Source organism: Streptomyces sp. NPDC098781, assembly GCF_044759995.1.
Classification (GTDB): Bacteria; Actinomycetota; Actinomycetes; order Streptomycetales; family Streptomycetaceae; genus Streptomyces.
Genome location: NZ_JBIWAK010000001.1, coordinates 80,190 through 97,859, shown reverse-complemented (window position 1 = coordinate 97,859; position 17,670 = coordinate 80,190). Strand labels below are relative to the sequence as shown.

General features: G+C 72.8%; 15 protein-coding genes and 4 riboswitches. Of the genes, 4 read left to right on the top strand and 11 right to left on the bottom strand.

The features are described from left to right. Nucleotides 1-2 precede the first annotated feature (2 nt). The 6 genes from ACIQWG_RS00475 to ACIQWG_RS00450 all read right to left on the bottom strand — a co-directional run bounded on the left by ACIQWG_RS00475 (nucleotide 3) and on the right by ACIQWG_RS00450 (nucleotide 9,169). A complete protein-coding gene (locus tag ACIQWG_RS00475; protein ID WP_404088679.1) occupies nucleotides 3-1,526 on the bottom strand; it encodes a CoA-acylating methylmalonate-semialdehyde dehydrogenase in 1,524 nt (507 codons plus the stop codon). A 189-nt stretch (nucleotides 1,527-1,715) separates the two neighbouring features. Continuing rightward, a riboswitch (cobalamin riboswitch) is annotated at nucleotides 1,716-1,897 on the bottom strand. A gap of 55 nt (nucleotides 1,898-1,952) precedes the next feature. After that, nucleotides 1,953-2,771 carry an ECF transporter S component gene (locus ACIQWG_RS00470; protein WP_404088676.1) on the bottom strand — a complete coding sequence of 273 codons (819 nt, stop codon included), beginning with the start codon at nucleotides 2,769-2,771 and terminating at the stop codon, nucleotides 1,953-1,955. Then, nucleotides 2,768-4,396 (bottom strand): ABC transporter ATP-binding protein, encoded by a 1,629-nt coding sequence (locus ACIQWG_RS00465; protein WP_404088673.1) that lies wholly within the window; start codon nucleotides 4,394-4,396, stop codon nucleotides 2,768-2,770. Before ACIQWG_RS00465 ends, ACIQWG_RS00470 begins: the two co-directional genes overlap by 4 nt. Continuing rightward, nucleotides 4,393-5,568, bottom strand: a complete 1,176-nt coding sequence (locus ACIQWG_RS00460; protein ID WP_404088670.1) for an energy-coupling factor transporter transmembrane component T — start codon at nucleotides 5,566-5,568, stop codon at nucleotides 4,393-4,395. Before ACIQWG_RS00460 ends, ACIQWG_RS00465 begins: the two co-directional genes overlap by 4 nt. Next, nucleotides 5,565-6,494, bottom strand: a complete 930-nt coding sequence (locus ACIQWG_RS00455) for a hypothetical protein (protein WP_404088668.1) — start codon at nucleotides 6,492-6,494, stop codon at nucleotides 5,565-5,567. The genes ACIQWG_RS00460 and ACIQWG_RS00455 overlap by 4 nt, the downstream gene beginning before the upstream one ends. Then, nucleotides 6,491-9,169: a prenyltransferase/squalene oxidase repeat-containing protein gene (locus ACIQWG_RS00450; protein ID WP_404090731.1), complete on the bottom strand. Its 2,679-nt coding sequence runs from the start codon at nucleotides 9,167-9,169 to the stop codon at nucleotides 6,491-6,493. The genes ACIQWG_RS00455 and ACIQWG_RS00450 overlap by 4 nt, the downstream gene beginning before the upstream one ends. Nucleotides 9,170-9,359: 190 nt before the next feature. Continuing rightward, nucleotides 9,360-9,492, bottom strand: a riboswitch (cobalamin riboswitch). Between the two features lie 100 nt (nucleotides 9,493-9,592). Further along, nucleotides 9,593-9,667, top strand: a riboswitch (cobalamin riboswitch). Nucleotides 9,668-9,783: 116 nt separating this feature from the next. On the opposite strand from ACIQWG_RS00450, the gene ACIQWG_RS00445 reads away from it, so the two are divergent. Both ACIQWG_RS00445 and ACIQWG_RS00440 read left to right on the top strand, forming a co-directional pair. Further along, complete coding sequence (locus tag ACIQWG_RS00445; RefSeq protein ID WP_404088666.1) at nucleotides 9,784-11,196, top strand: hypothetical protein; 1,413 nt, start codon at nucleotides 9,784-9,786, stop codon at nucleotides 11,194-11,196. A 101-nt stretch (nucleotides 11,197-11,297) separates the two neighbouring features. After that, nucleotides 11,298-12,227 carry a cobalamin-binding protein gene (locus tag ACIQWG_RS00440; RefSeq protein ID WP_404088664.1) on the top strand — a complete coding sequence of 310 codons (930 nt, stop codon included), beginning with the start codon at nucleotides 11,298-11,300 and terminating at the stop codon, nucleotides 12,225-12,227. 6 nt (nucleotides 12,228-12,233) lie between these two features. Here ACIQWG_RS00440 and ACIQWG_RS00435 read toward each other — a convergent pair whose 3' ends face one another. Further along, the gene (locus tag ACIQWG_RS00435) at nucleotides 12,234-12,722 is read right to left on the bottom strand and encodes a DUF4430 domain-containing protein (protein ID WP_404088663.1); all 489 of its coding nucleotides are present in this window, start codon (nucleotides 12,720-12,722) and stop codon (nucleotides 12,234-12,236) included. Nucleotides 12,723-12,838: 116 nt separating this feature from the next. After that, nucleotides 12,839-12,966: riboswitch (cobalamin riboswitch) on the bottom strand. 481 nt (nucleotides 12,967-13,447) lie between these two features. On the opposite strand from ACIQWG_RS00435, the gene ACIQWG_RS00430 reads away from it, so the two are divergent. Then, nucleotides 13,448-13,696, top strand: coding sequence for a hypothetical protein (locus tag ACIQWG_RS00430; RefSeq protein WP_404088660.1), 249 nt, complete (start codon nucleotides 13,448-13,450; stop codon nucleotides 13,694-13,696). 60 nt (nucleotides 13,697-13,756) lie between these two features. Here ACIQWG_RS00430 and ACIQWG_RS00425 read toward each other — a convergent pair whose 3' ends face one another. The 4 genes from ACIQWG_RS00425 to ACIQWG_RS00410 all read right to left on the bottom strand — a co-directional run bounded on the left by ACIQWG_RS00425 (nucleotide 13,757) and on the right by ACIQWG_RS00410 (nucleotide 16,953). After that, nucleotides 13,757-14,902 (bottom strand): aromatic acid exporter family protein, encoded by a 1,146-nt coding sequence (locus ACIQWG_RS00425; RefSeq protein ID WP_404088657.1) that lies wholly within the window; start codon nucleotides 14,900-14,902, stop codon nucleotides 13,757-13,759. A gap of 76 nt (nucleotides 14,903-14,978) precedes the next feature. After that, nucleotides 14,979-15,605 (bottom strand): YigZ family protein, encoded by a 627-nt coding sequence (locus ACIQWG_RS00420; RefSeq protein ID WP_404088656.1) that lies wholly within the window; start codon nucleotides 15,603-15,605, stop codon nucleotides 14,979-14,981. A gap of 47 nt (nucleotides 15,606-15,652) precedes the next feature. Beyond that, nucleotides 15,653-16,195: a SixA phosphatase family protein gene (locus tag ACIQWG_RS00415; RefSeq protein WP_404088653.1), complete on the bottom strand. Its 543-nt coding sequence runs from the start codon at nucleotides 16,193-16,195 to the stop codon at nucleotides 15,653-15,655. Further along, nucleotides 16,192-16,953, bottom strand: coding sequence for a hypothetical protein (locus tag ACIQWG_RS00410; RefSeq protein ID WP_404090728.1), 762 nt, complete (start codon nucleotides 16,951-16,953; stop codon nucleotides 16,192-16,194). The genes ACIQWG_RS00415 and ACIQWG_RS00410 overlap by 4 nt, the downstream gene beginning before the upstream one ends. Nucleotides 16,954-17,216: 263 nt before the next feature. Between ACIQWG_RS00410 and ACIQWG_RS00405 the strand changes: the two genes are divergently transcribed. Then, nucleotides 17,217-17,624: a CoA-binding protein gene (locus tag ACIQWG_RS00405; RefSeq protein WP_404088650.1), complete on the top strand. Its 408-nt coding sequence runs from the start codon at nucleotides 17,217-17,219 to the stop codon at nucleotides 17,622-17,624. Nucleotides 17,625-17,670 lie beyond the last annotated feature (46 nt).

Here is a 17,670-nt window from a genome sequence, read left to right as displayed (position 1 = left end):
GATCACCCCATGGTCGGGATCGTGAAACTGGCGCCCTCGCGCAGACCCTCGGGCCAGCGCGAGGTGACCGTCTTCGTACGGGTGTAGAAGCGGATGGCGTCCGGCCCGTGCTGGTTGAGGTCGCCGAAGCCGGAGCGCTTCCAGCCGCCGAAGGTGTGGTAGGCGACTGGTACCGGGATGGGTACGTTGACGCCGACCATGCCGGTGTCGACACGGCGGGTGAAGTCGCGGGCGGTGTCCCCGTCCCGGGTGAAGATCGCCACGCCGTTGCCGTAGGTGTGCTCGCTGGGCAGGCGCAGGGCCTCCTCGTAGTCGGCGGCGCGGACGACGGACAGGACCGGGCCGAAGATCTCCTCCCGGTAGATGCGCATGGCCGGGGTGACCCGGTCGAACAGGGACGCGCCGGCGAAGAAGCCGCCCTCGTGCCCGGGGAGGGTGAAGTCCCGTCCGTCGACGACGAGTTCGGCGCCCTCCTCGACTCCGAGGTCGACGTAGGAGCGGACCCGGTCGACGGCGTCCCGGCCGACCAGCGGGCCGAAGTCGGCGTCCGGGTCGTCGCTGCGGCCGATGCGCAGTGCGGCGATGCGCTCCTTGAGCCGGGCGACCAGGGCATCGGCGGTGGCCTCCCCGACCGGTACGGCCACCGAGATCGCCATGCAGCGTTCGCCCGCCGAGCCGTATCCGGCGCCGATCAGCGCGTCCACGGCCTGGTCCAGATCGGCGTCCGGCATCACGATCATGTGGTTCTTGGCGCCGCCGAAGCACTGGGCGCGCTTGCCGTGGGCGGCCGCGGTCGCGTAGACGTGCGCGGCGATCGGCGTGGAGCCGACGAAGCCGAGGGCGGCGACGCGCGGGTCCTCGAGGAGGGTGTCGACGGCTTCCCGGTCGCCGTTGACGACGTTGAGCACGCCGGGCGGCAGCCCGGCCTCCAGGAAGAGTTCCGCGAGGCGGAGCGGCACGGACGGGTCGCGTTCGGAGGGCTTGAGGATGAAGGCGTTGCCGCAGGCCAGCGCCGGGGCGGCCTTCCACAGGGGGATCATCGCCGGGAAGTTGAAGGGGGTGATCCCGGCGACCACGCCGAGCGGCGAGCGCAGCGAGTGCACGTCGATGCCCGTGCCCGCGTTGTCGGTGAACTCGCCCTTGAGCAGGTGCGGGATGCCGGCGGCGAACTCGACGACTTCCAGGCCGCGTTGGAGGTCACCATGCGCGTCGGCCACGGTCTTGCCGTGCTCGGCGGACAGCAGCCGGGCCAGCGCGTCCTTCTCCTGCTCGACGAGTTGGAGGAAACGCATCAGCACGCGGGCGCGGCGCTGCGGGTTCCAGGCGGCCCACGCGTGCTGTGCCTCGGCCGCGTCGGCGATGGCCGCCTCGGTCTCGGCGCGGCTCGCCAGCGGTACGCGGGCCTGGACGCGGCCGGTGTTGGGGTCGTACACGTCGCCGTGGTTCCCCGACGTTCCCGGGGTGTGCTTGCCGCCGATGAAGTGGGTCAACTCGCGCACGTCGGCGCGGTCTTGTTCGCGGACCATCGATGCCTGCTCTCGTCAGGTGGGATCCGGGGACGGCACGCCTGGCCGGCACCCTCAGGACGCTCGTGGCGTCGGGGTGCGGGGCGGCGTGAGATCGCGTATGGCTCGAAGCCCGTCAGGGAGCGAGGGGTTCGCCAGGGTCGTGGGTGCGCACCGGTGCCATGCGTGTCTGCTCCATCCTCGTGGACAACACGGAACAAATCCCACGGCCGGTATCCTGACTCCCGGATCGGCGCGCGCCGTCCGCCTTCCCGACATCCAGCTCGTCAGTGGCGTAACGCTCGACGGCGTACTCCCCGGTCACAGTGGCGGGACCGCGCCGGACTCACACCGGCTTCCCTGCACCGCGGGCCTTCTCCCACGAATATATAGTTGGACGTCCTAGTAAATCCAGCCCTCGCAGGTATGCGATGACGTCATCGCAGGTCAGCGTCGGTCGGAGGGAGCCGTTCGGGGGTCCGCGAAACGTACGGGCGCGCGGAATCGCGCCTTGCGCGCGGCCCTTCGGAAGGTGGTGAGCACCGCCGGACCGGCGAGCATGACGCACACGAAGTTGGTGACCGCCCGGCCGGTGTCCCAGCCCAGCGAGGTGGCGATGTCGAAGGCGACGTAGCGCTGCCACTGCTCGGTGAACGGCAGACCCGGCAGGTAGGCGATGGAGCTGTTCGGGTCGAGCGAGAACGGCCAGAAGGACAGATTCAGCAGAAAGCCGAAGAGATAGCCCGACAGCGAGCCGTACAAGGCGAGCAGCAACACCTCACGACGGCCCGTCGCACGGGGCAGGAATCCGGCGAGCATCCCGACGAACGCGCAGCCGAACATCTGGTACGGCATCCAGGGCCCGACTCCGCCGGTGATGAGCGCGGAGGTGAACAGCGAGGTGCAGCCCAGGGTGAAGCCGAAGCCGGGACCGTAGACGCGGCCGGCGAGGACAAGGACGAAGAAGACGGTCTCGATGCCGGCGGTTCCGGCGCCGAGCGGGCGCAGGGCGGCGTTGACGGCGGACAGCACCCCGAGCATGGCCAGCGCCTTGGAGTCGATGCCTCCCTCGGCGATCTCGGAGAGGATGACGCACAGGACGAGCACCAGCAGCACGCCGAAGATCAGCGGCGGGGCGTAGTTCGAGCCGAACTTGCCCGGCGCGACGACGAACGGCCAGAAGAACGCGACCAGTCCGAGGAACGCGGCGAGCGTCATGACGACGCCGGCGCGGGCAGTCAGCCGGATGGCGGCGGCGTGCGTCATGGCAGCTCCCCGCGGACCTGGTCGACGGTCAGATACGGCAGTGGCGCGAGGATCTTGGTGGTCTGCGGGGCGAACACCGGCGAGGCGACGATGACTTCGGTGGTCGGACCGTCGGCGACGACGTCTCCCTCGGCCATGACGACGACCCGGCCGGCCGCGCGGGCGGCGAACTCGACGTCGTGGGTGGAGATGACGACCGCCCGGCCTTCCGCCGCCAGGGCGTCGACGATGGCGATCAGTTCCGTCTTCGCGCGGTAGTCCAGACCGCGGGTGGGCTCGTCCAGCAGCACGACCCTGGGCGCGGCGGAGAGCTGGATGGCGAGGACCAGTGCCAGCTTCTGCCCCTCCGACAGGTCGCGGGGGTGCGTGGCGTCGTCGATGCCGGGCGCGAGCCGGTCCAGCAGGCCACGCACCGGCGACTCGGTGCCGGACTCGGCGTCCGCCTGGTCGAGTTCGGCCTTGACACTCTCCAGATAGAGCAGATCGGCCGGGGTCTGCGGGACCAGTCCGACGAGCGTGCGCGCCTGCGCCGCGGGCACCGTGTGCGGATCGGTCCCGCCGCCCGCCCCGGCACTCCCCGCGCTCACCCCGACCTTCCCGGCGCTGCGCCGCCCCGCCCCCTGGAGAGCCCACAGCAGGGACGACTTCCCCGAGCCGTTGCGGCCCATCAACGCCGTCACCTCGCCCGTGTGCAGATCGAGATCGACCTCGCGCACGGCGGCCACGCCCTTGTACGCGACCGTGACGCCGCGCGCGGTCAGCAGCCGGGTGCGATCCCCGGCCGGCTGCGGGCGGACCGGTGCCGGCTCGTGCCCGGCCAGCCGCGCCCGCAGAGGTGCCGCGGCACGGCGGGCGTCGCGGATGGACAGCGGCAGCGGGGACCAGCCCGCGGCTCGGCCCAGCTCGACGATCGGGGGCGCGATGTCCGACGTACGCAGGATGTCGGCCGGCGGTCCGCTCACGACCCGGCCGCCGCCCGGCAGATGGACGATCCGGTCGGCGTACTGGACGACCCGTTCCAGGCGGTGCTCGGCCATCAGGACGGTGACGCCCAGGTCGTGGACGAGCCGGGTGACGGCCGCCAGGACCTCCTCGGCGGCCGTCGGGTCCAGCGCCGACGTCGGCTCGTCCAGCACCAGGACCCGCGGATGCGCGGTGAGGACCGAGCCGATGGCGACGCGCTGCTGCTGGCCGCCGGAGAGTTCGTACAGGGCGCGGTGGCGCAGATCGGCGAGGCCGAGCAGGTCGAGCGTCTCCTCGACACGCTTGCGCATGGTCGCCGGAGGAATCGCCAACTGCTCCATCGCGTACGCGAGTTCCTCCTCGACGGTGTCGGTGACGAACCCGTCGATCGGGTCCTGGCCGACCACGCCGACCACGTCGGCCAGTTCGCGGGGCGGGTGGTGGGCGGTGTCACGGCCGTCGACGGTGACCCTGCCGTACAGGGTGCCGCCGGTGAAGTGCGGGACGAGGCCGTTCACGGCGCCGAGCAGGGTGGACTTGCCGACACCGGTGTGACCGACGACCAGGCACAGCTCGCCCTCCTCGACCGTGAGGTTCACGTCGCGCAGGGCGGGCCCGTACGTGTCGTCGTACTGGATGGTGACCTGGTCGAAGGTGATCACTCGGGTTCGGCTTTCGTGGCGGGCCGGTGCGGGCCGGGCGGCGGGGACAGCAGGCCGGCGGTCCCGGCGAGCAGGATGGCGGCGGTCGGCACCAGGGGCAGGGTGGGCCAGGTCAGCGGATAGAAGGAGGGGTTGAGTGCGGCCGGGTCGTAGCCGAGGTTGGCGAGCAGCAGGACCGCCGCGAGCAGACCGCTGCCGGCGACCGCCCACTCCGGCAGGCGCCAGGGGTCGGGCCGGTAGCTGGTGCGGGTGACCCGACGGCCGCCGAGCCGTAGACCGGCCACGCACAGCAGCGCCCCGCAGCCCATGGCGGGCAGGCCCAGGAAGGCGGGCGCCGTCGCGTCCAGCAGGCCGTACGCGCCGGCACACAGCCCGCACATGCCGAGCAGCATCAGCGCCCCGGTCGCCCGGCGGGAGCGGCGGGTGGCGGTGCCGGCCCGGCCGTAGCCGCGCGAGTCCATGGCTGCGGCCAGCCGCAGGGAGCGTTCCAGAGCGTCCTCCAGCACGGGGACGACGATGCCGCGCAGGGCCCGGCGGCCCTTGGTGCGCCCGGCTCGCAGCTTCCGAGCCCGAGCGACCCGCTGGACACTGTGCACCAGCTGCGGGGCGACGCTCAGCGCGACCGTGACGGCCACCCCGAGTTCGTACAGCGCACCGGGCAGGACGCGCAGCGCACGCTTGGGGTTGGCGAGGGTGTTGGCGGCACCGATGCAGCACAGCATGCACGCCAGCCGCAGCCCGTCGGTCGCGGCGGACAGCAGGGCCTCCAGGGAGACCGGCCCGCCGATCTGGATGCCCGCGTACCAGTCGGGGGTGGGAAGGTGCGGCAGGGAGAACAGGAAGTGGTCGTGGGGCGTGATGCCGGTGGCGAAGACGGCGCGGAAGACCACGCGGATCGCCACGACCGTCAGAGCCAGGTACAGGTAGTACTTGAAGCCGCGCGCCCAGGGCGCCTCGGTGCGACGGGCGGATACGACGTAGCCGAGGACGGCCAGCACCAGGAACAGCAGCAGCGGGTTGTTGGTCCGGCTGACGGCGGTGGCCAGCGCGAGCGCCCAGATCCACCAGGCCATCGGATGCAGCATGCGCGGCAGGCGCCGGCCGCCCCGGTCCGGTTCGGACACGGAAAGGGGCGGCGCGGCGTCGGCAGTCGTGCGGGCCACGCCGGTCACTCGGTACGGCGGCGTCGGCGGGCCGCGTAGACGGCGGCCCCTCCGATGAGCACGACGAGCGAGGCGCCGGTGACGACGGGCAGGATCGAGCCGGCGTCGTGCTCGGCGTCGGCGGCCGGTGCGGCATCGACCACCTTGGTGCCGGGACTGGGCGCGGCGGCCGCGTCCGCGGGCGCCGAGGTGCTTGCCGAGGGGGTGGGCGAGGGCGAGGCGCTCTTCGTCGGCTTCCGGTCCTTGGGGGCCTTGGGCTTCTTCGGCTTCGCCGACGAGGACCTGGCCGACGGAGGCGCCGGCTGCTCGGGTGCCGGACCGGTGTCCACGTCCGGTGTGAGCTCAGGGGCCTGGTCGTCGGAAGGCGGCTTGCCCCCGTCGCCTTGCGGGCGCGTGTTGTGGGCGCGGAGCTGATCCGGGGAGACGGTGGGCCGTCCTTCCGTGCCCTCGACGTTGGTGCCCCCGAACTGCCACAGGTCGACGCTGCCCGGCTTGGGCTTGTAGAGCATGGCGCCGAGCTGGCTGTACTCCCAGTCGTTGTCGCCGGGATCGGCGTGCCAGTACGACCAGTAGGCGGACGCCGGCGGCGTGAGGACACAGTCGTCCTCGGCCGGGGTGGGGAACTGCTTGCCGTCGCGGTAACCGCTGTAGCCGATCCGGCAGATGAACGCCGGGCCGTCGTGCCCGGTCCCGGTGGTACGCCAGCCGCCCTGATTGAGGAGCTCGTATCCGGTGGTGGGCGTCGTACCGCAGGAGCGCAGGATCGGCCCTCCCCAGTGGCTGAGGTCGACGGCGAGGACGGCGCCGGAGGTGGTGGTGCAGCGGCCCATCGGCTGCGGGTCGGCGGCGGCCGGGTCGGCGGTCGCGCCGAGGGCGGCGGCCGTCAGGGAGAGGGCCGCGACGAGCCGGACGGCGGTTCGGAAGCGGGTCGTCATGACCGCTCCTCCGCCACGGCCCGGCGTCGGGCCACGACGACCGTCCGCCAGCCGGCGCCCACCAGCAGCGCCGCGACGGCCCCGAGGGCGGCGACCTGGACGCCGGTGGACGCCAGGCCGCCGGACGAACCCTGGGCGCCGGTGCCGCCGGCGCTCCCGCCGGTGCCTCCCGTGTCGCCGGGCGTGACGATGTCCGGAACGGTTCCGCTCGGGCTCGGCGTGGGCTGCGGCGACGTGCCGTCCAGGCTGCGCTCCAGCTCACCGAAGGAGATGCCGGTGGCACCGCCCACCGCCTGGGTGGAGGCCCGCAGGTCGGAACCCTGCTGGCCTTCCTCGGCCACGTCGAAGCCGCCGTCGGGGTTCTGCCGGGCGGCGAGGAACTTGCGTGCGTCGGCGATCTCGTCGGCGTGGGCGGTGGCGTCCAGTGACAGGCCCTGTACGGCCAGGGCGGCCGAGTTGGTCGAGTTGCCGGCGGCGCCCGGGAATCCACCGTCGGACAGCTGCTTGGAGGCGATCCAGTCGAGCGCCTTGTCGACGGCCTGTTCGTGACCGCCGGCCAGGTCGACGGCCATCGCGGCGATCGCCGTGGAGTCCACGTCGGAGTCGCCGGTGGCCGGGATCAGGCTCGGCCAGGCGCCGTTGTCGTGCTGGAGGCTCAGCAGGTAGGCGATCGGTTCCTTGGCCGCCGCCGCCTCACCGGCGCGCAGTTGCGCCATGATCGCCAGGGACTGGGCGAACACGGACGGCGCGTAGGTGTAGGCGCCCTTCGCGGCGCAGGAGCGGTCGGGTGCGGTACTCGGAGCTGCGCATACGGCCTTGTCGAGGGCGGCGATCACGTCCTCGCCGCCGAAGTCGCGCGGGTCGCGGCCGACGGCCTCGGCGAGCAGCGCGGTCTTGCCGACCGCCCCGCCGACCGCGTAGGGCGTGCCGACGCCGGTCCAGTCGTGCACGGTGCGGCCCTCGCCGTCCTTGCCGCCCCGGTCGAGGAAGTCGACGATGCCGCGCAGCTTGGCGTTGTTCAGGCCGGTCGCGGCGAGGGCGTAGGCGCCGTCGATGGTCAGACCGAAGTCGGCTCGGCCGGTGGCGGGCCCGGCGGTGTAGTACTGCCCCTGCTCGAGGTTGGCGGCGCTGGTGAGGTAGGCGACGCCCTTCTCGAGGTCGGGTCCCTCGCCGTCGGCCGGCGGTGTGCTCGGGTCGTGGGTCGTCGGCGGGTCGGTCGGCTCGGGGTCCTCGGTGGTCAGCGCGGTCAGATCGGTGCCGGCGCCGGCCAGGACGGCGGGGGGCGTCGGGTAGAGAGAGGAATCCGTGGCGCCTTCCTCGAATCCGAAGCCGCCGTCGTCGAGTTGCTCCCGGGACAGCCAGCCGACCGCGGCGTCGGCGCGGGCGTTGTCGCCGAGCGCGCGCAGGGCCTGGGCGGCGTAGCCGGTCGCGGCGACGCTGCCCACGGTCGATCCCGTGTAGGCGGTGAAGGCGCCGTCCGCGCGCTGGGACTTCGTCAGATAGGTGCGTGCCTTCGCGACGGCGTCGTCGTGGCCGCCCGCCTCACCCAGGACCAGGGCGACCAGGCCGGTGGTGGCCGGGTCGCCGTCGCAGTTCTCGCCGGGGCGGATGAGGACGCTGGTGACGCCGCCGTCGGTGCACTGAAGTTGGGTCAGACGGTCTATGGCGTCCGCCGGAGGCGTCTTGCCGGCCCGCAGTAGGGCCAGCACGGACAGCGCCTGGCCGTCGGTGTAGGCGGCGTTGCGGAAGTCGCCCTTCGCGGTACAGCCGGATTCGGGGCCGGCCGCGCAGACGTTCTTCGCGAGATCGCCGACGAGGTCGTGGCCGCCGAAGCCGGACGGGTCGCCCTCGGTGATCTCCGCCAGCAGGGCCAGGCGTGCCGCTGCGGTGGCGTCGGGGGCCTGGTCGGTGCCGGACGGATAGGCGTAGGAGCCGGTGTGGCCGGCGAGGAAGGCGGTGACCTTGTCCAGGGCGGGGCCCTTGCCCTCGGCGGCGGCGAGGGCGTACGCGGTCTCGGTGGTCAGCAGGTAGTTGGGGGTCTCGGCGCCGTCGTCCACGACGCGTTCCCCGTCCGTCAGACGGCCCTTGAGCCAGGTCGCCGCGCCGGCCAGGTCCACATCGCCGGGTGCTCCGGTGGGGGTGCCGGGGTCCGGGGTGCCGCTGCCGCCGTCCGCGCGGACGTCGTCGGGGCTGAAGGTCGGCTTGCCCGTGGAGCCGCCCACGTCGGTGCCGCCGAACACCCAGGCGTCGACGTCGCCGTCATGGAGTTTGCGGTCCATGGCGCCGTACTGGCTGTAGGACCACTCCTCCTGGCCGGGAGCGGCGGTCCAGTAGGACCAGTAGGCCGTGGCGGGCGGGGTCAGGACACAGGACTCCTGGTCGGGAGTCGGGTACTGCGTAGCGGAGTTGAAGGATCCGTGGCCGATGCGGCAGATGAAGGCCGGGCCGTCGTGCTCGGTGCCGGTGGTGCCGAAGCCGCCCTCGTGGAGAAGCTCGTAGCCGGTGGTCGGGGTGGTGTCGCAGCCGCGTACCACGTCACCGCCGAACGGTCCGAAGTCGACGGCGACGATCGCGCCCTCGGTGGCGGTGCACTCGCCGATCGGGTCCGCCGTGGCCGGGGTGACCGTGAGGAAGGTCACCGCGGTTCCCACGAGCAGCGCCAGTGCCGACAGCAACGCCGTCAACGGCCCGCGTCTGGTCCCCGTACGTCCGGTTCTGTGTCTGTCCGTCCCCACTACGGCCCCCGGTCCCTCGCTGTGTGGCCGACGCGGCAAGAGACGTGGGTGAGGGCCGTCACCTGCGGGGGTTCTCCCGCCGGGACGGCTGGTCGCACCACGCCGCAGTCCGCGACGGCGTTCTTTGCGTTCGTTGCTGAGAGCACGCGCCAGGTGTTCCGGCTCGCCCGGCCGAGGCCGGGCTCACGGTTGCGGGACAGCGCCGGGATCTCACCGGCTTCCCCTGGAACCGCGTGCATGTCAGCCGGATTTGAACATGGTTCACAGACAGCGTCAAGGAGAGGCACAGGGGTGGCAAGAGCGCTTCCGGGACAACTCTGGCGGCGGTGGCGGGAGTCGAGTAGCGTCCTGGGCTGCCACATGGGGGAATCCGGTGAGAGGCCGGGGCTGACGCGCAACGGTGTGGAACGGCGGGGGCCGTTCCGAGCCCGAATGCCCATGGCGGCAAGCACCTTTGGAAGCCATCCCGCGTCCCGGACGGCGGCCGCTCCCGATGCCGCGCCGTCCGGGCAACGGGATTCGGGGTCGACGTCCCTCATTCCCAGGAGCCGTCCATGCCCCGTCCCGCGTCCCTTCGGCGTCCCGTACTCGTGGCGTCCGCCGCGCTCAGCGCGTTCGTCCTGACGTCCCTGCCCGCATCGGCCACCTCCACCCCGGCACAGATAGCCACGGCGAAGACCAACGGCGTCGCCTACCTCAAGACCCTCCAGGCCGCCGACGGTTCGTACGCGGGGGCGGGGCTGTCCAACGAATGGGCGTTCAGCGCCTTCGCGGCGGCCGGGACCGCCGCCGTGGACGTCACGCCGGGCGGCGACACCAGCAAGAACGCGAGATCCGTCTACCGCACCCTGCTCTCCACCACGAGCTGGCCGTCGGCCTCGCCTGTCGTCACCGACTACGAGCGGGCCACCCTCAACGCCTACGCCACCGGTATCGACCCGGCCCGGGTCTCGGCCTCCCGCAATCTCGTCGCCGACGTCTACCGCTACTGGCAGACCGCCGAGCCCGGCTACTTCGGCCCCTCCGCCAACTTCAACGGCACGGTGTTCGCCGCTCTGGCGTTGAACGGCGCCAAGACCCAGGCGGGCCAGACCCGCATCCCCCAGACGCTGCGGAACGCGATGATCACCCGCATCCGCGCCAACCAGCACGACGACGGCGGCTGGAACTACTCCAAGGCCGAGGGCGACCCGGCCAAGCTGGCCGCCGCCAGCGATGTGGACATGACCGGCGCGGCGATGGCGGCGCTGTGCGTCTCCGGGGTGCCGAACACCGACATCGACATCGTCCAGGCCAAGGCGTTCCTGAAGAGCAAGCTGGTGCCGAACAGCGGTGCCTTCAACGCCATGTTCGGCATCAACACCGACTCCAACGGCTGGGCGGTCTCGGGCCTGAACGCCTGCGGCATCAACCCGCAGACGGGTGACTTCCTCACCTCTATGGGCAAGACACCCGTGGACTTCCTGATCGCACAGCAGATCAACCCCGGCGGAGGCTTCAAGTACCTGCCGAGCGACACCCAGCCCTCCGCGTACGCCTCCATCGACGCGGTGCGCGCCCTCGCGGGCGGCGGTTTCACCTCGGCCCCGCCCGTACCGGTCACCCCCGGCGCTCCGCAGTGGGTCGCCCAGGGCTCCTTCACCTCCGGTACGGCGACCAAGCTGGCGCTGACCGTGGACGACGGCGCCGGCGGGCTCAAGGTCTGCTCGGTGTCCCTCACCCCGACCGGCGGTACGACGACACTGGGTGCTGTCCTCGACGCCGCCCTCGGCGCGGCCACCCCGTCGGGCTGTGTGACCGGGGTGACCCCTTCGTCCGGCACGGGCACCGTCACCGCGGTCAACGGCAAGGCGAACAGCGGGTCCAACACCTGGAAGGTCAGCGTGGACGGCTCGTCCTTCGCGGGCGCCACGCGAGGCAAGGTGATCAACGTCGGGGACACGATCGCGCTACGCTGGGGAGCCTGATCCAGCAGGCGGGCGCCTAGGGCCTGTCGTTTGGATCATGCCGACAGGCGCAGTTCCTCTCAGCCGACCTGATCCAAACGACAGGCCCTAGAGTCACAGGTATGCGCATCGTCTCTCTGCTGCCCGCCGCGACCGACATCGTGGCCGAGCTCGGCCTCATGGAGAGGCTGGCCGGACGGACCCACGAGTGCGACTGGCCGCCCGCCGCGGTGACCGGCGTTCCCGTCGTCACGGGGGCGGAGTTCACCGCGGACGACCTCACCAGCCGGGAGATCTCCGACGCGGTGGGCGGTTCGGCGCACTCGGGGTCGTCCCTGTACACCCTCGACACGCAGGCGCTGGCGGAGCTCCGGCCGGATGTCGTCCTCACCCAGGACCTGTGCGACGTGTGTGCCGTGTCGTACGAGAAGGTGAGCCGCGCCGTACGCGTGCTCGACGCCGACACGCGTGTGCTCAGCCTGGAGCCGCGCACCCTCGACGACGTCCTGGACTGTCTGGTCACGGTCGGCGAGCTGCTCGGTGTGCGGGAGCGGGCCGAGCAACGGCGGGCGGAACTGCGGGCCCGGCTCGAACGGGTGCGCGGCGCGGTGGAGGGGCGGACCAGGCCCCGTGTCGTGGCCGTCGAGTGGCTGGACCCGCTGTGGCCCGCGGGGCACTGGGTCCCGGAGCAGATCACGTGCGCCGGGGGCGAGCCGCTGCTCGCCGCGCCGGGCGAGCACACCAAGCCGATGACCTGGGAGGCCGTTCGCTCGGCCCGGCCGGATGTCGTTCTGGTACTGCCCTGCGGCTTCGCTCCCGAACGGACCCTGCGTGAAAGGGAGTTGCTGACCGAGCTGCCGGGCTGGGCGGACCTGCCCGCCGTCCGTACCGGCCGGGTGTGGGTGCTCGACGGACCGGCGTACTTCAACCGCCCCGGCCCACGTGTCGTGCGCGGCGCGGAGGTGCTGGCCCAGGTCCTGCACGGGGTGCCGGCCGGGAAGGCGGTGTCGGCGGCCGAGGCCCGTCCCTTCGAGGACGGCCCCGGCCGCTGACAGCGGCTAGAACTGCGTCCAGGTGAAGGCCACTTGGTCCCCGGCGCTCAGCTTGAACTGGCAGCCGCCGACCGGGATCGACGTGCCGTTGACGGATATGTTCCAGTAGGCGACGCCGCCGCCGCTGACGTCCTTGATGGTCTCGACGGAGTAGTCGTCGAAGGACGCGTACCAGGTGCCGTCCCAGGTGAAGTCACGCTTGCGGGCGGCGTCGTCGAGGGCGGCCGTGGGTGTCGGCACGGCACTGGCGTGCGCGCCGCCGTTGGTGCCGTCGCATCTGTGCGTACCACCGGTGGCCGTGGTCACCTCATGCCCCTTGGTCCGGATCTTCCCCTTGAACAGGGTCCCGTCCGGGCCCTGGACGGTCAGGGTCACCTTGACCGGCGTGTTCGTACGGGCGGCGGGCTGCGCGTGGGCCACGGCCGGCGCCGATGCGAGGGCCAGGCCGAGGGCGATGGAGGCGGTCAGCGTGCGGGGTGTGCGAGTGCGGTGCAAGAGAGTGCCCCTTTCGGGCGGTGACGGCCCGCGGCCCGTCACCGAGGCGGCGCACACACCGGATCGTGGACCCAGGCAGGGCTCTCGGCTTCGCGCTGCGGACCATGACAGTGGGAAGCGGTGCATGCACGCACCAAGGGCATCCCGACTCGCGTCCCCGCGGGGCCGCACACGGTTGCAGGTCAGCGCCGGACTCCCACCGGCTTCCCCCCTGGGCGCGCGTATGGAGTTGTCGTACGGGCCACGACCCGATGCGCGCCGAAGCCCCCGCATCCTAGGGCGAGTTGAAGTCCCGCCACCAGGGCCGTCGTGGCGGCTCACCGGAACTGGCCCAGGGCGGGCTGCCGGCCGGAGGGCTGGCGGCAGCACTCGCGTCCGTGCCGTCCCTGCTCACCGAGGGCTGAGGTGGTGTACGCGGGACGGCGACCGGCCGACGACCCAGGCACCCCGACTTCGGGCGGCTGATCCGGGCCTGCCATGTGTCCCGCGGGCGTCCGAGCGAACGCAGGCCCACTTCGCCGTGGGCCGCGCGACGGCCCGCTCGGGCGAACTGACCCTCAGCCGCTGGGAGTTCCCTGGGGAGCGGGCGGACTCCGAGGAGCCGCGCCGGGTGCGCCGGACGAGCCTGGACTCGGGCCGCCGTACCCAGACGCGCGGCCGACGCCCGTACGGCAGCAGCGCTGCACGCCACGGGTTTCACCGACCTCGGCCAGGCGCTTCGGACCGTGTACGTCGACCGGCGGAGCAGCATCGAGGAGACGGCACGCCTCCTCGCCGTCGGCAAGGGCAGGCTGCGGCGACTCCTGGTCGAACACTGCATCGCGATCCGCCCGGCAGGTCAGAACGCCGCCGCCGGCCGACGCGCACGCGTACAACCCGACGACCGTGCCGCGGCCGACCGCCGCGTTGGCGCCCAGGACATCACCGCCCGGCTCCACAACGAACCGCCGAGGGCACCACACTCCGCGAACTGACCACAGCCACTTTCCTCAGCACGCCCCGGGTCGCCGCCTGCATCGACGCACTCCAGACGGTCAGCGTGTGACGAGCTGGTCGGCCAGGCGGCGGGCCTGGGTGAGCAGGTTGCCGTGGGCGGCCAGGGCGTCGGGGTCGGCGAGCACACCGCCGGCCAGCCGCCGGCGTAGCGCGTCCAGCGTGTGAACCATGTCGTCGACGACCTCGCGCAGCTCGTGGTCGGCGTCGCGGTCGTGACCGCCCGGGGCGAACCGGCTCTGGGGGTAGAGCCGGATCGCGCGGGCGCTGTTGCGCAGGAAATCGGCGTACGACTCGGTGACCGCCGGGCCCGGTCGCGGTTCCCGCCGATCGCCGTCGCTCGCTTCCAGTACCGCCCGTGTGACGCCCGTGGTGTGGACTGCGACGTAGTCGAGCACGGTGATCGCGTCGTCGTAGTCCTGGCCGGGCGGCGCCAGGGCGCGGTTGCGGCGCCTGGGGTTGACCCGCAGGCTCTCCCGGCCCCAGCCGACCGCCGAGCGGGCCTGCTCGACGAGACGGAACAGCCGCAGCGCCCGCTCATGCAGCTGCGCTGCGGTGACGGCGTCCCACTCCTGGGCGGTCAGCCGGTCGGCCACCGCGTCCAGGATCTCCTGCGCCTCGCGGGCCGCCTCCTCGAGGGCGACGCGGGTGCCGCGCAGATAGACGGGAGGCCGGATCAGGGCGTTGACGGCGATGCCGACCAGGGCGCCGAAGACCGCCTCCGCGATCCGGGTCGCCGATCCGGTGATCGTCACCGGGGTGCTGGTCAGCACGAACAGGGCGCCCGTCGCCGCGTAGATGCCCTGGCTGCCCAGCCGCCGCCAGTTTCCCAGCAGCACCGCGACCGGCAGGACCAGGGCCATGGCCGCCATCGGGGAGTTCAGCGTCAACGCGACGACGGTGGCCACCACCGTCCCCGTGGCGATGGCCGCCAGTTGCTGAAGCCCGTGCGCGATCGACCGGTACACCGTCGACTCCACGAGCACGACCGCCACCCAAGGGGCGACGAACGCCGTCGGGGTCTTGAGCCACCAGCCCGCGACCGCCCACGCCACACACGCGGCCAGGGCCGCCTTGCCGGCCTGCACCACCACATCCCGCTCCGGGCCCGGCTGTGTCCATGCCCGCCGGGCCGGCCCGCCCAAGGTACTGAGACGGCGCCGGGCACGCAGCGCCGATTCACGCATTCCTCGCATCACATGCCAGGTGCCACAAATGCGCGGATGAATTCACGCGAGCCGGGGAATCAAGCGGGCCGGGGCATCACGCGTCCCCGTACGCCTCGCCCCCGAGCTCGAACCCCGCCGTCCCGGCCGTCGCGTCCGCGAGCCACGACCGGAACGCCGCCACCTCCGCGTCCGGCAGGCCGATCTCGATGGTGACCGCTTCCCCGTACCGCACGTCACGCACTTCACGCCCGGTCGACCGCAGATCGTTCTGCACCTTGCCCGCCCGCTGGTGGTCGACGGTCACGGTGGCCAGCCGGAAGCGGCGCCGGGTGAGGGTGCCGAGCGTGTCCAGCGCCTCGCCGACCGCCCCGCCGTACGCCCGGATGAGGCCGCCCGCGCCGAGCTTGACCCCGCCGTAGTAGCGGGTGACGACGGCGACGACGTAGCGCATGTCGCGGCGCAGCAGCATCTGGAGCATGGGGACGCCGGCCGTACCGCCCGGTTCGCCGTCGTCGCTGGCCTTCTGGACCGACGCGTCGGCGCCGATCACGTAGGCCCAGCAGTTGTGGGTGGCGTCCGCGTGCTCCTTGCGGACGGCGGCGAGGAAGGCCTGGGCCTCCTGCTCGGTGGCCGCCGGGGCGAGCGCACAGATGAAGCGTGAGCGGTTGACCTCGGTCTCGTGCACGCCCGCGTGGGCGACTGTGCGGTACTCGTCCTGCATCCGGCCAGCCTATGCGGAGCGCTCACGCGCGCGTCTGGGCGGCCACCTCACTCCTTCTTGCCGCGCGCCACCATGACGCCCGTCAGCAAGGCCGTGCCGGGCGCGAGGTCCCGCCAGGTGGGGCCGCGCCAGGCCAGGACCGCGACGGCGGACGTGGGGAACTTCGTGCGGACCTCGTCCAGGGTGTCGTCGAGGCCGTCCCCGGCGAGTGCGAGGACGAGTTCCTCCAGGCCGGGGTTGTGCCCGACCAGGAGCAGCGTGCCGACCTCGTCGGACGCCTCGCGCGCGACCTCCAGCAGGTCGGGCACGTCCGCCGCGTACACCCGCGGATCGTGGCGCACCGGGGGCGGGGTGCCCCACTGGGCGGCGGCCAGCTCCCAGGTCTGACGGGTGCGTACGGCGGTGGAGCACACCGCGAGGTTGGGCAGGCAGTCGGCGTCGGCGATCATCCGGCCCGCGACGGGCGCGTCCCGCCGGCCGCGCGGGGCGAGGGGGCGTTCGTGGTCGGCGACACCGTCGGGCCAGGCGGACTTGGCGTGCCGCAGGACGACGAGCCGGCGCAGCGGGCCCGCTCCGAAGGGCGCGGTCACGACAGGCCTCCGAGGTCGTGGGTGAGGTCCAGGCCGAGGAGGCGGTCGGCGTAGGCGTAGGTCTCGAAGCGGGCGCCGTCCGGCAGGTCGGGGGCGGTCTCCACCCAGCGCAGGACCCCGAGCACGCCGGGTACGTCGAGATCGTCCTCCCAGGCGGTGCGCAGCTCCGCCCGGACCTCGTCGGGGATGGGCCGCGACGGCTGCCGCGCCCAGCCGGCGACGGCACGGCGCCAGCGCATGAGCGTGTCCTGGGCGTCGGCGACGGCCTCCGCGTCCAGCCCCACGGGCACGCTTCTGCGCCGGGAGAGCAGGGCGAGGCGCAGCGCCGTGGGGTCGGCGTCCTCGGGGGGCGCCTCCGAGTGCACGGGCGCGACGGCGAGCCGTACGCCGTCGGGTTCCGCGCCACCGCCCTCGCGTACGACGTGGATGACCTGGGCCTCGCCCAGGCCCGCGGTGGCGTTGCCGCCGTCCTCGAAGGGGCGGATGCCCAGCGCGGCGGCCCCGGCCCGGAGCTCGGCCGGCTGCCGGCTCTCGTCGAGGAGGGCCCAGACCGGCGTACCGCCCAGTTCCAGGGCACGGACGAGGAGGTCGGCGGCCAGCAGCACGCGCAGGGCAGTGACGTCGAAGCCCTCCGTATGCGCCTCGACGCGGGTCAGGCCCCGCCGGGCGGGCGCGGCGTCGACGGGCTGGCCGGTTCGGGCGTCGATGATGCGCAACACGGAGCGAGCGTAGGTGCACTCGCGCCCGTCCGCAGCCATCCGGCCCGCTTCCGTGGCGGCGTGGCGGATGTGGGGCCCCTCGGGAGTGCGCTGGTCGTCGGTGTCGTAACCGGGCATCGCGACCCCCTGCCGTGCGGACTGCCCGAACGGTACTGCGCACCGGCCCGCCCGGACAGGAGTCCGGCCGGCGTCGGGCGCGGCAAGGAATGCGGCCCCGGGTCGGGAATCCTCGTGGTCCGTCGTCCGTTGTGCCTGGTGACGACGGTGGGACGGGTGTTCCCCGCAGCAAGAGGAGGCCAGTGGTGTACGGCGACGACGCGACGGTTCGCAGGATCCTCACCGAACTCGGCGACACATGGGCGATCGTGGGCCTGTCGTCGAACCAGCGGCGGGCGGCGTACGGGGTGGCGGAGGTGCTCCAGCGTTTCGGCAAGCGCGTCGTGCCGGTCCACCCGAAGGCGGAGACGGTCCATGGCGAGCAGGGGTACGCCTCCCTGGCGGACATCCCCTTCGACGTGGACGTGGTCGACGTCTTCGTGAACAGCGACCTCGCGGGTGACGTCGCCGACGAGGCGGCCGCCAAGGGCGCCAAGGCGGTCTGGTTCCAGCTCGGCGTCATCGACGAGGCGGCGTACGACCGCACGCGCGCGGCGGGCCTGGAGATGGTGATGGACCGGTGCCCGGCGATCGAGATACCCCGCCTCGGCTGATGGCGGCACACCGGCCCGGCGCCGGAACCCTGCCCTCCCCGCGTCG